Below are 16,560 nucleotides of genomic sequence, written 5' to 3' on the forward strand. Positions count from 1 at the left end.
TGTTACACCTTCCTTACTTCAACGTGGGCTAATTTTTCGTAATATTGAATGATGCCGCCGTGATCGTCCGCAGCTTTCCCATCAATTTTCAACGCATGGAAAATTTCGACGAGTTGACTAGAGAGTGGTAAAGGAACACCGATCTCATGCGCTGTTTCCATGACATTCGTCATATCTTTCAAGTTAATATCGATGCGTCCACCGGCAACAAAGTTTCGTTCTAGAATTAACGGTACTTTCGCATCGAGTACGGCACTTCCAGCAAGTCCCCCGCGAATTGCTTGATACATCTTCTCTACATCGATGCCAGCTTTTGCAGCAAGTGTTAGTGCTTCAGACATCGCAGCAATATTTAAGTTAACGATGATTTGATTGGCAAGCTTTGCTGTGACACCACTTCCATTTTTTCCGACGAGTGTAACGCTTGCACCGACGACTTCAAGTAGTGGTTTGACCGTTTCAAAGATTGTTTCCTTCCCACCGACCATGATGGAGAGTGTTCCGTCGATCGCTTTCGGTTCCCCACCACTAACTGGTGCATCGAGCATCTCGACGCCACGTAATGCTGCTTGATTCGCAATCTCGACCGAGGCGACCGGTGAAATCGAACTCATATCAATTAGGATCGTTCCAGCGGTAGCAGTCTGTAGGAGACCGTTTTCTCCTAGGACGACTTGTTGAACGTGGTGCGACGCCGGTAACATCGTGATGATGACATCACACGTTGCTCCCATGTCAGCAGGTGTACCGAATACCGCACCAGCTTGAACGAGTGTCTCGACACTTTCTGTATTTAAATCATTCACCGTTACGTCATAACCAGCGTTTAATATATTCAATGCCATCGGTTTCCCCATGATGCCTAAGCCAATAAATCCAACTCGTGTATTCATCTCATCGAACTCCTTTTTATAAAAAGATAGCGCTTTCATAAACTCTTTAACCGAATTGTACACACTAAGTTCATTTTTGTATACAATTTATTTAAAAATGTATACAAAAATAAGTCTCTTTCCAATTCCCAGTATTAAACTTATACTTTGAACTAAGAGAAAATCGAATGTAGGAGACGATGGTAGTGGGGAAAAAAACGACACAATTAGCGTATGTTCAAGCTTACGAATATATCCGAGATCGAATCTTAAACGGAGAACTAGAACGTGGAACGAAGTTGGTCGAAGAACGTTTAGCAGAAGAAATCGGAATCAGTCGCACACCAGTCAGAGACTCGATTCGAAAACTGGAGCAAGAAGGATTGATTAAACAAAAGCGCGTTGTTAATCCGAGCGACATGGATTTACGGGATATCTTTCAGGTCCGGATGTTGCTTGAAGGTTTCGCAGCTAGTCATTGTGCAATGTACATGCGAGAAGCAGATTTAGAGAAATTAAAACGATGCGTCGAAATCGGAAGAACGGGCGAACTCGAGGAAGTGATGGCAGCGAACAAGGAATTTCATGATATCATTGTCGCCGCAACGAATAATCCGGTCATGATCGACATCATTGACCGGATGCAGTCCATCATCTACTTGTTCCGTAAGACAGTCGTCCATCATAAACGACCGCTCTTGATTGAAGAGCATGATGAGATCTATCAAGCGATTCTACAACATCAACCGGAAGAAGCTGAACGACTAATGAAGGCGCACCTTCAATTAGATTTAGAATTTTGTTTGAACTGGATGAAAGGGTGAACGATTTTGATATCGTTCATCCTTTTTTTATATCACGACGCTTTCTCAGGACAAATGTCCTATTCAAATCAACACGACTCTCGTTAAATGAGAGTATCATGGAACATGAGAGGGGTATGCACATGCGTGGTGTCTTATTTGCGATTGCCGGCGGATTTTTCTTGACGCTCCAAAGTGTCGCCAATGCCCGGATCAGTCAAACGATCGGGACGTGGCAAGCGGCGACGATCACCCAGATGACCGGATTCATCGTTGCGATTCTCTTAGCGATCGTGTTACGGGACCGCAGTTTTTCAGCGATGCGACGTGTCAAACCGCTTTATCTAGCAGGCGGTGCCTTTGCGGCGATCATTTTATTCAGCAATATGACGGCGGTCCACCGGATGGGTGTGACCTTGACGATTTCGCTCTTTTTACTGGCACAATTGGCGCTTGCGTTATGGATTGACGGTAGAGGCTGGTTTGGTGTCATGAAGCGACGACTGCGTGGACCACAAATCATCGGAATCGTGATGATGATCGCGGGGATCTTCATCTTAAAAAGCTAAGGGGGAAAAAGCGTGACAGACATTACGACCTATTTGGAACGCTATCAGTTAGAGCATGTCTTTGATGAATCGTTACGCAAGGCGATGTACATCCAGACGTTTGCACCGGGTGAGACCTTGTGTCGGCAAGGTGATGTTGCGCATGAACTCTACCTGCTCGTCGAAGGGAAATTGAAGATCACACATATGTCGGCAACGGGGAAACGCCTCGTGTTGTCCTTCAAGCATCCGTTTGATCTCGTCGGCGATATTGAGTTCGTCAGGAAGATCGATTTGATGAATACGGTCGAGGCGGTGACACCAGTGACCGTCTTACGGATTGCTTATCCGGATTTAGAAGAAGCGCGCTTACACCATTCCGCTTTCCTATTATTTTTACTTGAAACGATCACGAAAAAATTTGAATTGAAATCGCATACGCTCAGCTTTAATCTGCTGTACCCGGTCGAAGTCCGGCTAGCTAGTTATTTACTGTCGATGACACCAAATACGGATGCTTTTGCAAGCAAGGAACTCGTCGATGCGGCAGATTTGATTGGAACCAGTTACCGTCATGTCAATCGTGTCTTACGTCAGTTCGTCGACGACGGATTGATTCGTCGGACACAGCATACGATTGAAATCATTGATCGAGACGGGTTGATGGAGCGCGTTGGAGAAAGCATTTACGAATGAAAGAGGTGCGACATGGTTACGGGAATCATCCTTGCCCTTTGTGGGGGCATGCTCGTTTGTATTCAAAACACATTTAACGCTAAAGTCAAAGAACATGTCGGTGCTTGGGCAACGACGACGCTAGTCCTTGGACTCGGATTCCTCGCTTCACTGACAATTGGTTTGATTGTCGAAGGGTCGGAATTGTTTGTACTCGAACAGGCGGAAACTTGGTTTTGGTTTAGCGGGATCATTGGTGTCGGTGTCGTCCTTTGCGTGACACAAGGGGTTCAACAACTCGGACCGAGTCGTGCGATTTCAATCGTCATGGTATCGCAAATCTTGTTTGCTCTACTGTGGGATACGCTCGGTTGGTTCGGTTTACAAGCCGTTCCGTTTACATGGACGAAAGCGCTCGGTGTGCTACTGATTGGTGGCGGCGTGCTGTTATTTCAACTGGGCGGGAAAACAACGACTGTACAACACGTACGTAAAGGAGCTTGAACATGTTTTACAAAACGGTATTATTCGATATTGACCATACACTACTCGATTTTGAAGCGACGGAACGGATTGCCTTTCGCCGTCTGCTTGAGCAACAAGATTTAGAGTGGACATCGGAGCGAGAAGCGCGCTACAAGGAAATCAATCAAGCGCTCTGGAAAGCACTCGAACGGGGTGAAGCGACACGTGAGCAAGTCATTCACTCGCGATTCGTGACGTTCTTTGCGGAAGAAGGACGAGAAGTCGACGGACGAAAAGTTGACGAAACGTATCGCAGTTATCTCGCACAAGGAACAGAGTTGATTCCTGGTGCGACTGCGCTGCTTGAGCAGCTAGAGGGGAACATCGAAATGTACGTCGTCACGAATGGGATTTCGAAGACGCAACGGGCGCGACTCGATGGTGCCGGATTAACAGATTTCTTTGAAACAATTTTCGTTTCAGAAGAGACGGGTTTTCAAAAGCCGATGATAGGGTTCTTTGATCACGTGTTCGCGCGGATTCCGCAATTTGATCCGACTCGAACGATCATTGTTGGTGATTCCTTATCGGCCGATATTGCAGGTGGGAATCAAGCCGGTATCGCGACGTGTTGGTTTAACCCAGAAGGAAAATCAGCAACGGATATTAAGCCGGCGTTTACGATTACCTCTTTAGCCGAACTACCTGCGTTGCTTGAGAATGCAAAAGTCCTTCAATCATGAATCGATTTAGCCGATAGGAAAGAGAAGGAAAGGGGGCGATCACCGTGCAACGATGTGATCAACAGACGCTGGAGGTAACTCCCGTCTAACTAAAAGGGGAAATGAACATGATTCAACTTGTACCAGTAACAGCAGAAAATTGGGAGGCTTGTTGTGAGCTGACGCTGACGGCAGAACAGCAGGACTTCATGGAAGCGAATGTTTACTCAATCGCACAAGCAAAGTTCGAACCAAGCCTTGTCCTTCGGGCGATCATGACAGATGAAACAGTCGTCGGTTTTGTGATGTACAACACGGAGCTAGAAGAACTTGACGGATACTGGATCTATCGCATCATGATCGATCAAACGCAGCAAGGAAACGGAATCGGACGATTAGCGATGCAAGCTGTAATTGAAGAGATGCGGACGTTACCCGCAGCAAATCGAATCGTCGTTGGATATCGACCGGACAATCAGGCAGCGCACCGTCTGTATGCGAGTCTCGGCTTCATCGATCACGGGGATCGATTTGGTCGGGAAATGGCAGTACGATTAGACGTTTAAAGTATGAAAGGACTCTTGAATTTCAAGAGTCTTTTTCTTTTGGATATTTTTTGAAACTTTTCACGTCTCGTCATGCTCTAATAAGTAAAGGGAGGGAACACGATGGACTTACGAAACGAGCATACGACGCTCGTCCGCCGTGCGATGAAGCACGATGAAGCGGCATTTGAGCAATTAGTGCTCCTACATAGCGAACAATTATACAGAACGGCGTATCTATACGTGAAAAATGAACACGATGCCTTAGACGTCGTACAAGAGACGGTCTATAAAGCGTTCATCTCAATCGAACAAGTGAAAGAACCAAAGCATTTCGTGACATGGATTACGAAAATCTTGATTCGCAATTGTTATCGGGTGTTGGAAAAACAACAACCAACAGATGATATTGTGCTTCATATTCCGGTACAGGAAGACCAATCTCGAGACGAACATCTTGATCTCGTACATGCTTTATCACATCTCCGAAAAGAATACCGGGACGTCTTAGTTCTCTTCTATTTTCATGATATCCCAATGAAAGAGATCGCAAGCTTCATCGGCATTACCCTCAATACGGTGAAGACGTATTTAAAACGAGGACGCGAAGAGTTAAAAGTACAGTTAGGAGGAATGGATTATGGCACAGCACGATCTACAAAATGACTATGAAAAAATTCCTGTACCGACGAAGGCCTTGCAAGACCGGATTCGTCAAGGGATCACGCAAGGCGTAGCGGAACGGAAACAAGTACGTCCTCGCCGAAAACAATACGTAGCCGTTGCCGGACTTGCCGCCTCGCTATTCGTGACGACATTCATCGTTCCAACGTTTGCTTCCGCGATGTCGCATGTTCCGTTGATTGGTGGACTGTACCGTCCCTTTACAGAACAGGGCACAGTCGGCACGGAAATCGAGAAGAAACAACTTGCAACAGCAATTGATCAGACGGTCACCGATCAAGGGATTACAATCAAAGTCGTCGATGCGTACTATGATGGTACGACGATCGGAATGAATCTGACGGCAACCGGTGTACCTGACGTTAACGAAACAAAACGAGCTGGTTTTTATGAGATATTTAAAGAGGATAAACGATTTGAAGGTACTGAAAATCAAGAATTAGCACACTTTAAACAGGACGGTAAGGTGTGGAGAGCACAAATCGAATATGATGTCAGCTTACAAAAGTTGGACGATTCGATGCAGGTGCCACTTGTGATTTCGGAAATGTTTGGTTTAGACGGGAACTGGCAATTTGAAGTTCCGGTCAAACGACTGCAAGCCATTGAACAGACGTTTGATACGACGGTGAAGAATCCTGATTATGCGGTCGATGTCACGTTGAAACAGATGACAAAAGGACAGGCAAGTACGACGTTTGATTATACAGCGGTCTATCCGAAGTCATATGATTATCGAATCGAATTCACATTGTTTGATGATAGCGGAAAAGAAGTCATTCACAATTGGTCAAAAAGTACAGCCTTAGTAACACATACGAATACTTCGTCCGAGCGAACAGATACATCACGACTCAGTCTAGGCAACTATGTAATTCCGAGCGGAGCATACACATTGCATCCTCAATTGAGTATTACACCTAAGACAACGTTTATTCCGTTGACGACATCTTTACCTTACGCGGAGCAGAATCCGACGCATCCGTTAAAAATGACGACACAAAGCATTAAGATTACGGACTCTCAAGTAATCGTCGATTTCAAAACGAATGCAGATGAATCATTATCAGTTATGAAGTTAGACGCAGCGAATAACATGTTCCTGATTCAAGGAAACGAACCACCGGATGGTCGTGAAATTAAACCGGCTGTTGAAGTCATCGATTCGAAACAAAAGCAATTCCGTGCCATATTTACATTAACGTCGTCACAAATGGCAGCAATCGATGACTTTTATCTACAAACTGGCTATTCAAATACCGTGACGAATACCCCAATTGATTTGAAACCGATTCCGTTCATTGTCGACTAAACAAGGAGACTCCTTATACGCTGTCGAACTAGAGTCAGCAAAGGAGTCTGATGAGATGGAAGTACGCCAAATGACAGCAGATGATTACGAAGAAGTCGTCCGTATCTATGAACAAGGGATAAAAACGGAGAATGCGACGTTTCGCACAGAAGCGTTACCATACGAAGAGTGGACGCGTCATCACCACGAACACAGTCGACTCGTTGCAATCGAAGGTGAGCAACTGCTCGGCTGGGTCGCGTTAAGTCCGTTCTCTTCGATTCCAGCATATGACGGTGTCGCGGAAATCAGCCTTTATATCGCTGAAGAAGCACGCGGCAAAGGTGTCGGCACACGTTTGATGGAAGACGTCATCGAATCAAGTGAGGTTGCCGGAATCTGGACCTTGCAATCGCAAGTCTTCCCGGAAAATAAAGCGAGTCTTCGTCTTCATGAACGATTCGGTTTTCGGGAAGTCGGACGTCGTGAACGAATTGGTCGGCTCGGTGGCAGGTGGCGCGACACGGTTTTGCTTGAGCGACGAAGCACATATCTTTAAAAGCAGGCAAGTGGACGTCGTGTTCGTTTGCCTTTTTGTGTTGAAATCAAGGAATAACGGGAAAAGAGAGGAAGCAGAAAAGAGGAGGAGGGAATCACGATGGATGATTTTTTTGGTGAAGGACTTGAGACCAATCAACAAAAACGAAAACGCAAACTGGAGGAAATCTTTGATCAGTCGTTTGAATCGGAACGACGGGATTTTAATCAATCGTTGGAGCAGGATGTGACAGTCGCTCTGATTGGAGACGTCAACGCAGGAAAATCCTCAACCTTGAACGCGATTCTCGGACGAGAAGTGGCAACGGTCGGTGCTCGACCAGGGGAGACGGTTCGCATTGATCAAGTAAGACAACACCCAGAAGATAAAGTCATCTTCGTTGATACACCAGGATTGAATGATGCCAATACACAGAACTCGGAAGCGACATGGACATACTACCAAAGTGCCGACGTCATTCTCTATTTTTTGAATGCGGCAGGTACCGTCTTATCCGAGACGGAAACGAAAAATTTCCGGAAGATTTATCAACATAATCAAAATGTCTTGATCGTCGTTACGAAGATGGACGCGACGAATGATGTCGATACGATTGTCCGCCATATTGAAGAAAAATTGCCTGGACCGAAAATCATTCCCGTATCAGCAAAAGAAGGAACAAATATCGATCGGCTCCGCCGGGAGGTCCTCGATATCTTAAAAAAGTTCGACAAGGATAATGTGTTTGTTCGCCAGATGGATCCAACCGTTCGCGGCAAGATCGCGAACAACTGGATTGTTGGTGCAGGAACAGCCGCTGGTGCGATTGGTGCCGTGCCGTTTCCGGGAGCTGATATCATTCCGTTGACCTCGATTCAAATCGGCTTGATGCTGAAGTTATCGAATCTGTACGAACGACAGTTATCCAAAGAGAGTGCAAAAGAATTACTTGTCGTGACAATCGTCGGGAACTCTGGAAAAACGGCTTTTCGGCAAATAGCGAAGCTGGTTCCGGGATATGGTGCTGTCATTGCAGCTGGAGTTGCTTCAACAGCAACCCTTGCGCTTGGATACGGGACGAAATATGTCTATGAGAATAAGCTCGAACTGACACCGGAACAACTGATGGGATTCGTCAAACGATTCCGCAAGAAAGCAGAGGAGTCGTCAGAAGAGACAAACGAGTAATCTCCCTGTTATTCTATTCAGCAATAAAGGGGGAGATGTCATGACACGCTTACTTGAAGAAATTAAACAGTATCAATCGGAATTCCGACAAAAAGCACCTGCAGAAAAACAACGCCTGATGGCAGAAGCGACAGCTGAACTTGCTGCTTCTGGAGTCGCCAAAGGGTTAGGTATCGGTGATACGATTCCAAACTTTACGTTACCCGATACATCAGGGGAGCCGGTCGCCATCAAGACATTACTTGAGCAAGGTCCTGTCATCTTGACGTTTTATCGGGGCGGCTGGTGCCCGTACTGTAATCTCGAGCTTCGCGCGTACGAACGGGAAATTGACCGAATTCGTGCACAGGGAGCGACCGTCGTTGCAATCAGTCCGGAGACACCTGACTTTGCTGAACAAACAGCGAACAAGAATGAGTTAAGTTTCCCCGTCTTAAGTGACGTTGATTTGCATGTATCTCGTCAATTTGACCTTGTATTTGACTTACCAGATTATCTGATTGAGATTTATAAGGCATCAGGACTCGATGTAGCGAAGCACAACGGAAATGATGATTGGCAGTTGCCGAAACCGGCGACGTTCATCATTGATATGAGTGGTGTGATTCGTTTCGCAGAAGTGCCATCGGATTATACGAAACGCATTGATCCGCAGACGATTATCGATTACCTCGAGAAGTAAGTAAAAGAGACAGCAGAATATACGAAAACCAACTCCTAGTGATGCACTAAGAGTTGGTTTTTTTATGATTCAATCTGTTTTATTTGGATAATATAGACATAAAAATGGGTATAAAGAGGTAACCAAACATATAGATGGAGGTGAAGCGTCGCTCCTAGGCTATCAGGAGTCCGCGTCGATATGTATGCCATTCAACCAATTTTTAAAGAACGAATTTGGGGCGGTCGACGTTTAGAAGTGTTGTTTCAGTTTGAATTACCAGAAGGGCAAATTGGAGAATGTTGGACAGCATCCGCCCACGCAAGTGGGAAGACGCACTTCTTAGATGGACCTGATCAGGGCAAGACGCTAGATGAACTATGGCAAACAAAACGGACAGAACTGTTCGGTGATTATCTGCTTGACGCCTTTCCGCTTCATGTAAAATTTTTGGATTCGTCCGCCTACTTATCCGTTCAAGTCCATCCGAATGATGAGGAGGCACGACGGCTAGAAGGAGAACCATATGGTAAAAATGAATGCTGGTATATTTTAGAGGCTACACCAGGGGCAGAAATCATTCTCGGTCACAATCTACAATCACGAGATGATCTGTTCCGGTGCGCTCAAGAAAAGGACTGGGAGACGTCTCTTCGACATCAACAAGTTAAACCTGGCGAATTCTATTACATTCCGAGCGGTACGATCCACGCTTTAGGACCAGGCATCGTTCTTCTTGAGATTCAACAGATGAGCGATCGGACGTACCGACTATATGATTACGACAGATTAGGAGATGACGGGAAACCGAGAGAATTGCACGTTGAAAAGGCGATTGCCGTCACGACGATTCCAGATGAGCCATGGACGAATCAACCAGAAGTTATTCTGAAGGAAGGGGGCGTCATGACGAAGTTGTTGCAGGTTCCTTCCTTTACGGTCATCCGTCATGAAGTGACTGGTACGTATGCATTACATGATTATCCGGTCTTTCGTTTATTGACTGTCATTGATGGTAAAGGAGAAGCACGACAAGGGAATCGCGTGATTCCTTTACAGAAAGGAAAACAATTCTTTTTACCGCGTCGAGCGGGAGATTACGAAATATCTGGATCCGTCACGTTCATGACGAGTGAAGTGTTTTTAGACTAAAGCAGACGAAAGGGCACCAATAGAGGTGCCCTTTCTAACATCATGGATTGGACCGAATGGAGGTGGGGAGCGGATAGTTATCCTGCTCTGTCCAATCAATCGAATATTTAATTTCGATCATGATCAAATCTTCTAGTGTTGTCAGGGTATGTGGAACGCCTTGTGGGATATGCACGACAGAAGTCGGACCGAGTTGCTGTGACTGACCATCGATCAGTGCTTCAGCGCGACCTTGTAAGATGCTCCATGTCGAATCGGTATGCGCATGATAATGGTGACTGATTTGCTGATTTGCTTTAATATGCAGCCGACGGGTCACCGCATAACGTCCGTCCTCTAATTGTTGCTGATGTAAAATCGTCGCATAACCCCAGCGTTTCCATTCAAATTGTGGTGGAAGTGTTGCATCCGTCAAATAGTCCTTTAAGGCAGGTGTTTCATCTTTTGAAGCAACGAGGACACCATCCGGACTCACGGATACGATCAAGTTATCGAGTCCGATTCCTAACACGGGTACCTGCAACTCATTAACGATATGTGTATTCGTCGAGTGGAGCATCCGGGCGTTCCCGTGAAGTGGGTGCGGCATTTCTTCTGTCAAAGTGTTCCACGTCCCGAGATCTTTCCAGTAGCCATCATACCGGTGAACGAATAAAGCGTCCGTTTTCTCGACAACAGCATAATCAAACGACGTTTTTTCTAGTGTCTCATACTCCGAACGCAGTGCTTCAAACGATGTTGGAACATTTTGTTCTTCTAAGCGCCGCATTAAAAAGTCCAGTCGGCAGGCGAAGACACCACAGTTCCAAAGCGCACCTTGGTCAATCAAATCTGCGGCAACATCGAGTGTCGGTTTCTCCTGAAAGCGTTCGACGATGGACATGTTTTCGGAAGTCTGCGGAATGATATAGCCATATTTTGATGTAGGATGCAACGGTTCGACACCCATTAAATGAAGCGCATCCGGATGTTCTTGGACGGCTTGGTCCAGTTGCTCGAAGCGTTCAAAAAACGATAATTCAACGTAAGGATCGACCGGCATGATGATGACCGTCTCTTCTAAATCAATCCGCTCTGCCAAGTAACTCGTCGCAAGCATGATGGCAGGGAACGTATCGCGACGTGATGGTTCCTGAATGATGGACGTTTTGAACCCAAGTTGGTTTTCGATTGCATCGACTTGTGAGCTGGTCGTCGTAATGACAGTTCGATCGTCCAGACCGACTTCCTGAAGCTGTTGAAAGACGCGTTCCATCATGGACTGTTTATTGCCATCGCGATCTTCAAGGATCTTTAAGAACTGTTTCGAGTTTAAATCGTTCGAGAGCGGCCAAAGCCGTTTTCCGGATCCACCTGATAGTAAAAGAATATACATTGACGACCATCCTTTCTTTTTAAAACGGAGGCGATAGCATATGGCACTTTATCTATTAGTTGACTCACATGAACCGACACGACGGATTTTACGTCGTAAACTGCTAGCAGCGGGACAAGACGTACAGGAAGCAGGATCAGGAGAAGAAGCACTGGAACAACTCAGCAATTCTGACGTAGATGTCTTGCTGACGGAACTTCGACTTCCAGAAATGGACGGGGTCGAGTTATTACGCGCTGCTAAACAACGTGCGCCGCTAACGAAACAAATCGTGTTGACCGATTATATGCAGGTGCATACACTGCTTGCTGCCGTAAATGCGGGAAACGTCAGTCGGATGATGACGAAACCTTTGAAAGTTGATGAGCGAATACTTTCCATCATGACTAAAATTGGTGATGAAGTCGTCGAAACGAAGCAACGAAAACGCAATTTAGTAAATCATTTCGAGAGCGTGCTTTTGAGTTCGGATCGTCCATACTGTTTATTTTTTGAAGACGGAACGATTGCCAGTCAACGCTCTTTAATCATTAGTCACTCCGAACAAGAGGTGCGTGAAAAAGACAAGATACAGCGCTTAGAATTCCCCACGCAGTTCGGCACCTACATCTTGTATCAATCAGTCATCGGAAGCATTACGAAACCCGTTTGAAGAAGAGAGACTCTACACCAATGAAGCTAAGACGCAAGTACATGTAGATGACACCTGCTGTCAAAATAGGGTGACGTCCATATTTCTTTAAATTTGCCTGATGATAAAGAACCGGACGGAAGAAATACCAACGTCGTAAGGCTTTCATGAAGCCCCCCTGTTCAGCGTCAAGCGTCGCAGGCATCACGTCAAAGTAATAGCGTTTTTTTCGAAGCAGGTCGTTTAATTCGACCTGCTTTTCGTTATGACGCACATGTGTAAAAGTGGCACGACGGATGATTCCACCTTGTTCCAAGTAACGAATCGTCGGCTGTGTCTCTTCGAAACTGATTTGTGTCGGATTGATTTCACCTGAAGCGATGTACGCCTCGAGCCGCCAAAAGCGTGCGGCTTCCATCGTATGTGTATCAAGCTGGTCACTCGGAACATTGAACAGATTGCGTTCAAAGACTTTTACCTGACTAAAGTAATTCGCATAATCACTGTATGCAAGTTCAGGTATGACGAGGGCACCCACTTCCGGATGAGCATCGAGATAGAGCAGACAACTCTTTAGGAGTTGATCTTCGAGGACCATATCCGAATCGATGATGTATAGGTACTGCACGCCAAATTGCTTGAGGCGATCAATTGCTGTCTTGCGGGCAATCCCTCGTTCCCCGTGTGGCAAGGCAAGCACTTCAAAACGTTCGTCCCTGTCTGTCAGTCGCCGCATCGTCTCAACGGTTGTATCCGTTGAGCCGTCATCTGCGATGACGCAGAAGAATGGAGCCTGTTGGTTTTTTAGAGAACGGATTGTTTCGGTAATGATGGCTTCGTTTTCATAAGTCGACATCGCGATTCCGATCATGAATAATCCTCCTTCAGTGCAACGGGTAATAGTTCCTGTTCTAACCATCGGCGGAAAGCCTGACCTGTATGGTCCCAGTGTAAGGTTTGCGCAAACCGATGGCCGGCTAATCGAATCGTTTCATATTCTTCCGGATCACGTAAGCAAGCGCGCATCTCAGCAGCGAGTGCACCGGGTGTCTGATTTTTTGCCATATAACCGGTCATCCCGTACTGGACAGCGTCGCGTAATCCCGGAGCATCATAGACGATGGTTGGGGTTCCGACAGCAGCAGCTTCGCTGACCGTCAGCCCCCAACCCTCTCGTTTTGAAGGGAAGAGGAGAGCGGTAGCACGACTCATCCGTTCAAGTTTTTCTTCTTCACTGACGAAGCCAAAATAGATGATCGACTCACGCATCTCTTCTGGAACAAGGGGATCGAGCTGCTGGGCGATATACTCCTCATCCTTTTTCCCGATGACCCAGAAACGGGCATCTGCATATTCCCGTTTCAGCATGACGAACGCTTGAAGCGCATCATTGATGCCTTTATAAGCAGACATACGTCCTACATATAAAAATGTCGGGTGTTCTTCCTTTGATTTCCAGTCGGCTTCTTGCCATGGCGTAAAGGAAAGACCTTCCGGTAAAATCGTCACATTATCTTTCGAAAAACCAACAGCAAGCAGGTCGTCTGCAGTGGATTGACTGACGGTCAAAGCGCGTCCGGTCCGGTAAAGTTGCAGACGCGGCGTCTCCGTCCATTCACCGACATAGGAGAAGGGTGGGCGAACATTGATTTGCCAAATTTCGCGTGTCAACTGATGAATGAAAAGGGCACGTTTTGACTGCGGTACATAGAGCGGCGTAAAGAAGTGATGCGTATTCATCTGATCGACAACGAGATCGATCGTTGCGGCATGGGACTGATAATAAGAAAAAGCGTAGGGAACGATTGATAACGATGTGCCTTTACGGATGTAAGTGATACCGTCGAGGTATTCGACATCGTGCCCGCCGTCAAAAGCAGGCGAGAGGTGCGTAATATCGTAGTCGTCGCTAACACGACGTAACATTTCATGGGTGAAGACCTCTGCACCACCAGCTTTCGGATGTTTGATATCCCGCCAAGATAAAAAAAGTAAATGGGGTTTCATGTTATACCTCCTTCACTGAATTCGGGTGTCGTGGCAAGGTGAAGCGTAATACGATAGCGCTGACTAAGAAAACGGTCGCCTGCGCAAGTAACCATACTTCAATCGTTGAGTGCATCGTCGTTAGTGCGATGGCGAACAGAATGAGAATCAGCCAATAACCTTTTAGATAACCGGTTCGATGAAGCGAAAACTGAACAAGGGCTTCATACTGAATCAGGGTAATACCGGCATAGACAAAAACCATATATTTGATGTAATGTGCTGCCGCTTCATAACCATCACCGAACAGTAGAGGGATCAGATATGGCACGATCGTCCAGTAGATGAGAACGGCAAGAATGAGTCCACTCAGGAGAAGACTGTAAAATCGACGTTCCCAAAGGTGGAACGAGTCCTCTTGGCTCTTTTGGCTTAGGCGTGGCAACAACAACTGTGCCAAGGAGAGTGCGACGAACAATAAGAGTTGACCAAACCGTAAGGCGACAGAATAGTCTCCTGCTAGCTGTGGAAAGTAGCGTGTGACAAGCAGACTATCAAGTGTGAAGAACAAGGTCATGACGACCTGTGTATGAATCATGTGGATAAGTCCGCTAGCTTCCATTTGTCCTTTGCTGACTGGAAAGGAAACTTGCGTAAGACTTAACAGATAGGATGCGATCATGCCGAGTAGAATGAAAATAAGGGCATACGTAACGTTCGTCTGTTGGATTAAGAGCCAGGTGGCTAAGACTTTGACGACGGATTCGATGTAATAAGAGAGGTTGAGTGCATAAAAGCGTTCTGTTGCTTGTAACACACCACGGCGAAAGGACAAAAGAATGTGGAAACCGACAATAAAGTAAACAATCAGAAGGTTTATTTTGGTAAATGGCAGGAAATAGGGTAATGCATAAAGTAAAATAAGTAAGATAGATCCTGTAATCGCTAAAATGCGTATACTGAGATTTTTGTAATTATTCGTTTTTTGTTGACTGTAGTCCCGGGTGACGGTCCATTGTAAGGCGCTGCCGATGATCAGTAGTAGACCTAAGAAAGCCAGGTAAGCATTGAGCAATCCGTAAACAGCACTAGAAAGTTCGCGAGCCAACAATAAGTGATAGGCATAGTTGACGAGATTCAGTGCCACATCAAGAATCGGAAAAATCAAGAGGACAGCATGTCGTTGGATAAAGCTTGTCATCAATACACCTCCCACTAGTCAGAGTTGTTTCATGGAAAGGATGAGCCTTATGAGTCAAGAATACATTGCTGTGTTCACTGATCATTTTCGTCAGATTCCTTACGAATCACTGATTTCCTATTATCCTGTTCTATTTTATACACAACCAGGGAAATGTCCTGCTTCTTTCCAACAAATTGCCATTACAGAAATCAAAGAAGCGGAAACGCATGAAATATTATTGTATATCGTTGATTATGAAACACGTGAAGATGAGCTAGCCATCGCCAATCAGATTCGTGCGACACGACCCCGATCAAAGATTCTGATGGTCAAGGAAGCAATTCGACGAAAAGGTGATTTTCCATATCATTTGGTCCAAGGTGATGGTATGTTGCGCCTGTTTTCCTATCGTCCGGCTTACCCAAATGAATTATTTGCTGAAATCCAGCATATTATCCATCCTGAATATCCCATTTTAAAGGATACTATAGCCTTTATATTGCCAATATTTAACGAAGAGAAACGTTTTAATTATGTAAAAGATTTTCTGGAATCGCTCGCGACCTTCATCAGCGAAGATTACATTCACGCCTCGATCAACTTCTTTGATGACGCGTCATCTGATCGATCTAAGGCACTCTTACAGGAGTACCGTTCGATCGTCATGGAAGCGACGGATACTTTATTCACCGTCGGTTATCTCGAAGTCCATCAAGTCGAACAAAATACACGGAAAGCCGGTTTATTCATCGAAGGGATGAAAAACATCTCAAGTGATTATTATGTTTTCGTCGATGCGGACAATTCGTTTCGGATCGAAGATATCGCCCGTCTGTTGACGATTGCCCAGGAAGGGTATTATGACATCGTCGTCGGAACGAAGGATTTGACGATTGAAGACCGGGGTGCCGTCCGTCGTTTCATGAGCTTCGGTAAACGCAATCTGACGCGCTTCTTTTTACCAAAAGGTGTGACCGATTCGCAGACCGGTTTAAAGATCATCAACCGACGTGTCGTTCATCGTCTGTTGCCTTATCTGCACGTCGAGAGCGGTCTCGCGATTGATTTGGAGTTGATGTATGCAGCAAAAAAAGAGCGCTTGCGGGTGTACCAACAACCCGTAACTTGTATCGAACGCGAAGGATCACACGTCAATCTCGTAAAGGATTCGATTGCGTTCTTGCAGACGATGTTTAGCTTATACAAGCGTCATCGGAAAGAAGAAGTACCGGTGAAATGAA

General features: G+C 45.8%; 19 protein-coding genes. 14 read left to right on the forward strand and 5 right to left on the reverse strand.

Annotated elements, in window-relative coordinates; genetic code table 11:
- Nucleotides 1–2: 2 nt before the first annotated feature.
- A complete protein-coding gene (gene garR, locus K6T22_RS01030) occupies nt 3–893 on the reverse strand; it encodes a 2-hydroxy-3-oxopropionate reductase (protein WP_238238426.1) in 891 nt (296 codons plus the stop codon).
- Between the two features lie 185 nt (nt 894–1,078).
- Between garR and K6T22_RS01035 the strand changes: the two genes are divergently transcribed.
- From K6T22_RS01035 to manA, 12 genes are all read left to right on the forward strand, one after another.
- Nucleotides 1,079–1,696 carry a GntR family transcriptional regulator gene (locus tag K6T22_RS01035; RefSeq protein ID WP_238238427.1) on the forward strand — a complete coding sequence of 206 codons (618 nt, stop codon included), beginning with the start codon at nt 1,079–1,081 and terminating at the stop codon, nt 1,694–1,696.
- 122 nt (nt 1,697–1,818) lie between these two features.
- The gene (locus K6T22_RS01040) at nt 1,819–2,244 is read left to right on the forward strand and encodes a DMT family transporter (protein WP_238238429.1); all 426 of its coding nucleotides are present in this window, start codon (nt 1,819–1,821) and stop codon (nt 2,242–2,244) included.
- Between the two features lie 12 nt (nt 2,245–2,256).
- Complete coding sequence (locus K6T22_RS01045) at nt 2,257–2,919, forward strand: Crp/Fnr family transcriptional regulator (RefSeq protein WP_238238431.1); 663 nt, start codon at nt 2,257–2,259, stop codon at nt 2,917–2,919.
- Between the two features lie 12 nt (nt 2,920–2,931).
- A complete protein-coding gene (locus K6T22_RS01050; protein WP_238238433.1) occupies nt 2,932–3,402 on the forward strand; it encodes a DMT family transporter in 471 nt (156 codons plus the stop codon).
- 2 nt (nt 3,403–3,404) lie between these two features.
- Nucleotides 3,405–4,106 (forward strand): YjjG family noncanonical pyrimidine nucleotidase, encoded by a 702-nt coding sequence (locus K6T22_RS01055; RefSeq protein WP_238238434.1) that lies wholly within the window; start codon nt 3,405–3,407, stop codon nt 4,104–4,106.
- A 107-nt stretch (nt 4,107–4,213) separates the two neighbouring features.
- Nucleotides 4,214–4,651, forward strand: coding sequence for a GNAT family N-acetyltransferase (locus K6T22_RS01060; RefSeq protein WP_425293141.1), 438 nt, complete (start codon nt 4,214–4,216; stop codon nt 4,649–4,651).
- Between the two features lie 102 nt (nt 4,652–4,753).
- Nucleotides 4,754–5,296, forward strand: coding sequence for a sigma-70 family RNA polymerase sigma factor (locus K6T22_RS01065; protein WP_238238438.1), 543 nt, complete (start codon nt 4,754–4,756; stop codon nt 5,294–5,296).
- Entirely contained in the window at nt 5,271–6,626 is a 1,356-nt protein-coding gene (locus K6T22_RS01070) for a DUF4179 domain-containing protein (protein WP_238238439.1), read from the forward strand. Before K6T22_RS01065 ends, K6T22_RS01070 begins: the two co-directional genes overlap by 26 nt.
- 55 nt (nt 6,627–6,681) lie before the next feature.
- On the forward strand, nt 6,682–7,164 hold the full coding sequence (locus K6T22_RS01075; protein WP_238238440.1) for a GNAT family N-acetyltransferase: 483 nt from the start codon (nt 6,682–6,684) through the stop codon (nt 7,162–7,164).
- Nucleotides 7,165–7,263: 99 nt separating this feature from the next.
- Entirely contained in the window at nt 7,264–8,331 is a 1,068-nt protein-coding gene (locus K6T22_RS01080; RefSeq protein ID WP_238238442.1) for a YcjF family protein, read from the forward strand.
- A gap of 40 nt (nt 8,332–8,371) precedes the next feature.
- The gene (locus tag K6T22_RS01085) at nt 8,372–9,013 is read left to right on the forward strand and encodes a peroxiredoxin-like family protein (RefSeq protein ID WP_238238444.1); all 642 of its coding nucleotides are present in this window, start codon (nt 8,372–8,374) and stop codon (nt 9,011–9,013) included.
- Nucleotides 9,014–9,193: 180 nt separating this feature from the next.
- Nucleotides 9,194–10,144, forward strand: a complete 951-nt coding sequence (gene manA / locus K6T22_RS01090; RefSeq protein ID WP_238238445.1) for a mannose-6-phosphate isomerase, class I — start codon at nt 9,194–9,196, stop codon at nt 10,142–10,144.
- Between the two features lie 40 nt (nt 10,145–10,184).
- On the opposite strand, the gene K6T22_RS01095 is transcribed toward manA, so the two are convergent.
- Nucleotides 10,185–11,519 (reverse strand): sugar phosphate nucleotidyltransferase, encoded by a 1,335-nt coding sequence (locus tag K6T22_RS01095; protein ID WP_238238447.1) that lies wholly within the window; start codon nt 11,517–11,519, stop codon nt 10,185–10,187.
- 40 nt (nt 11,520–11,559) lie between these two features.
- Between K6T22_RS01095 and K6T22_RS01100 the strand changes: the two genes are divergently transcribed.
- Nucleotides 11,560–12,171 carry a response regulator gene (locus tag K6T22_RS01100; RefSeq protein WP_238238448.1) on the forward strand — a complete coding sequence of 204 codons (612 nt, stop codon included), beginning with the start codon at nt 11,560–11,562 and terminating at the stop codon, nt 12,169–12,171.
- Here the strand turns inward: K6T22_RS01100 and K6T22_RS01105 are convergent.
- The 3 genes from K6T22_RS01105 to K6T22_RS01115 are packed head-to-tail and all read right to left on the reverse strand — an operon-like array spanning nt 12,155 to nt 15,337.
- Nucleotides 12,155–13,021 (reverse strand): glycosyltransferase family 2 protein, encoded by an 867-nt coding sequence (locus K6T22_RS01105; RefSeq protein WP_238238449.1) that lies wholly within the window; start codon nt 13,019–13,021, stop codon nt 12,155–12,157. The two genes, K6T22_RS01100 and K6T22_RS01105, sit on opposite strands and share 17 nt — an antisense overlap.
- Nucleotides 13,018–14,157: a glycosyltransferase family 4 protein gene (locus tag K6T22_RS01110; RefSeq protein WP_238238450.1), complete on the reverse strand. Its 1,140-nt coding sequence runs from the start codon at nt 14,155–14,157 to the stop codon at nt 13,018–13,020. Before K6T22_RS01110 ends, K6T22_RS01105 begins: the two co-directional genes overlap by 4 nt.
- A 1-nt stretch (nt 14,158) precedes the next feature.
- Nucleotides 14,159–15,337: an MATE family efflux transporter gene (locus K6T22_RS01115; RefSeq protein ID WP_238238451.1), complete on the reverse strand. Its 1,179-nt coding sequence runs from the start codon at nt 15,335–15,337 to the stop codon at nt 14,159–14,161.
- Nucleotides 15,338–15,386: 49 nt separating this feature from the next.
- Here K6T22_RS01115 and K6T22_RS01120 point away from each other — a divergent pair, with 49 nt between their 5' ends.
- The gene (locus tag K6T22_RS01120; protein ID WP_238238453.1) at nt 15,387–16,559 is read left to right on the forward strand and encodes a glycosyltransferase; all 1,173 of its coding nucleotides are present in this window, start codon (nt 15,387–15,389) and stop codon (nt 16,557–16,559) included.
- Nucleotide 16,560: the final 1 nt, after the last annotated feature.

Source organism: Exiguobacterium acetylicum, from assembly GCF_022170825.1.
GTDB classification, from domain to species: Bacteria; Bacillota; Bacilli; order Exiguobacteriales; family Exiguobacteriaceae; genus Exiguobacterium_A; species Exiguobacterium_A acetylicum_B.

Excerpts from the sequence above, each read along its gene's own strand:
- manA (WP_238238445.1), top strand. The coding sequence starts at position 9,194 with ATGTATGCCATTCAACCAATTTTTAAAGAACGAATTTGGGGCGGTCGA.
- K6T22_RS01080 (WP_238238442.1), top strand. The coding sequence starts at position 7,264 with ATGGATGATTTTTTTGGTGAAGGACTTGAGACCAATCAACAAAAACGA.
- K6T22_RS01055 (WP_238238434.1), top strand. The coding sequence starts at position 3,405 with ATGTTTTACAAAACGGTATTATTCGATATTGACCATACACTACTCGAT.
- K6T22_RS01085 (WP_238238444.1), top strand. The coding sequence starts at position 8,372 with ATGACACGCTTACTTGAAGAAATTAAACAGTATCAATCGGAATTCCGA.
- K6T22_RS01110 (WP_238238450.1), bottom strand. The coding sequence starts at position 14,157 with ATGAAACCCCATTTACTTTTTTTATCTTGGCGGGATATCAAACATCCG.
- K6T22_RS01095 (WP_238238447.1), bottom strand. The coding sequence starts at position 11,519 with ATGTATATTCTTTTACTATCAGGTGGATCCGGAAAACGGCTTTGGCCG.
- K6T22_RS01060 (WP_425293141.1), top strand. The coding sequence starts at position 4,214 with ATGATTCAACTTGTACCAGTAACAGCAGAAAATTGGGAGGCTTGTTGT.
- K6T22_RS01120 (WP_238238453.1), top strand. The coding sequence starts at position 15,387 with ATGAGTCAAGAATACATTGCTGTGTTCACTGATCATTTTCGTCAGATT.
- K6T22_RS01040 (WP_238238429.1), top strand. The coding sequence starts at position 1,819 with ATGCGTGGTGTCTTATTTGCGATTGCCGGCGGATTTTTCTTGACGCTC.
- K6T22_RS01115 (WP_238238451.1), bottom strand. The coding sequence starts at position 15,337 with ATGACAAGCTTTATCCAACGACATGCTGTCCTCTTGATTTTTCCGATT.
- K6T22_RS01105 (WP_238238449.1), bottom strand. The coding sequence starts at position 13,021 with ATGATCGGAATCGCGATGTCGACTTATGAAAACGAAGCCATCATTACC.
- garR (WP_238238426.1), bottom strand. The coding sequence starts at position 893 with ATGAATACACGAGTTGGATTTATTGGCTTAGGCATCATGGGGAAACCG.
- K6T22_RS01050 (WP_238238433.1), top strand. The coding sequence starts at position 2,932 with ATGGTTACGGGAATCATCCTTGCCCTTTGTGGGGGCATGCTCGTTTGT.
- K6T22_RS01065 (WP_238238438.1), top strand. The coding sequence starts at position 4,754 with ATGGACTTACGAAACGAGCATACGACGCTCGTCCGCCGTGCGATGAAG.
- K6T22_RS01070 (WP_238238439.1), top strand. The coding sequence starts at position 5,271 with ATGGCACAGCACGATCTACAAAATGACTATGAAAAAATTCCTGTACCG.
- K6T22_RS01075 (WP_238238440.1), top strand. The coding sequence starts at position 6,682 with ATGGAAGTACGCCAAATGACAGCAGATGATTACGAAGAAGTCGTCCGT.
- K6T22_RS01100 (WP_238238448.1), top strand. The coding sequence starts at position 11,560 with ATGGCACTTTATCTATTAGTTGACTCACATGAACCGACACGACGGATT.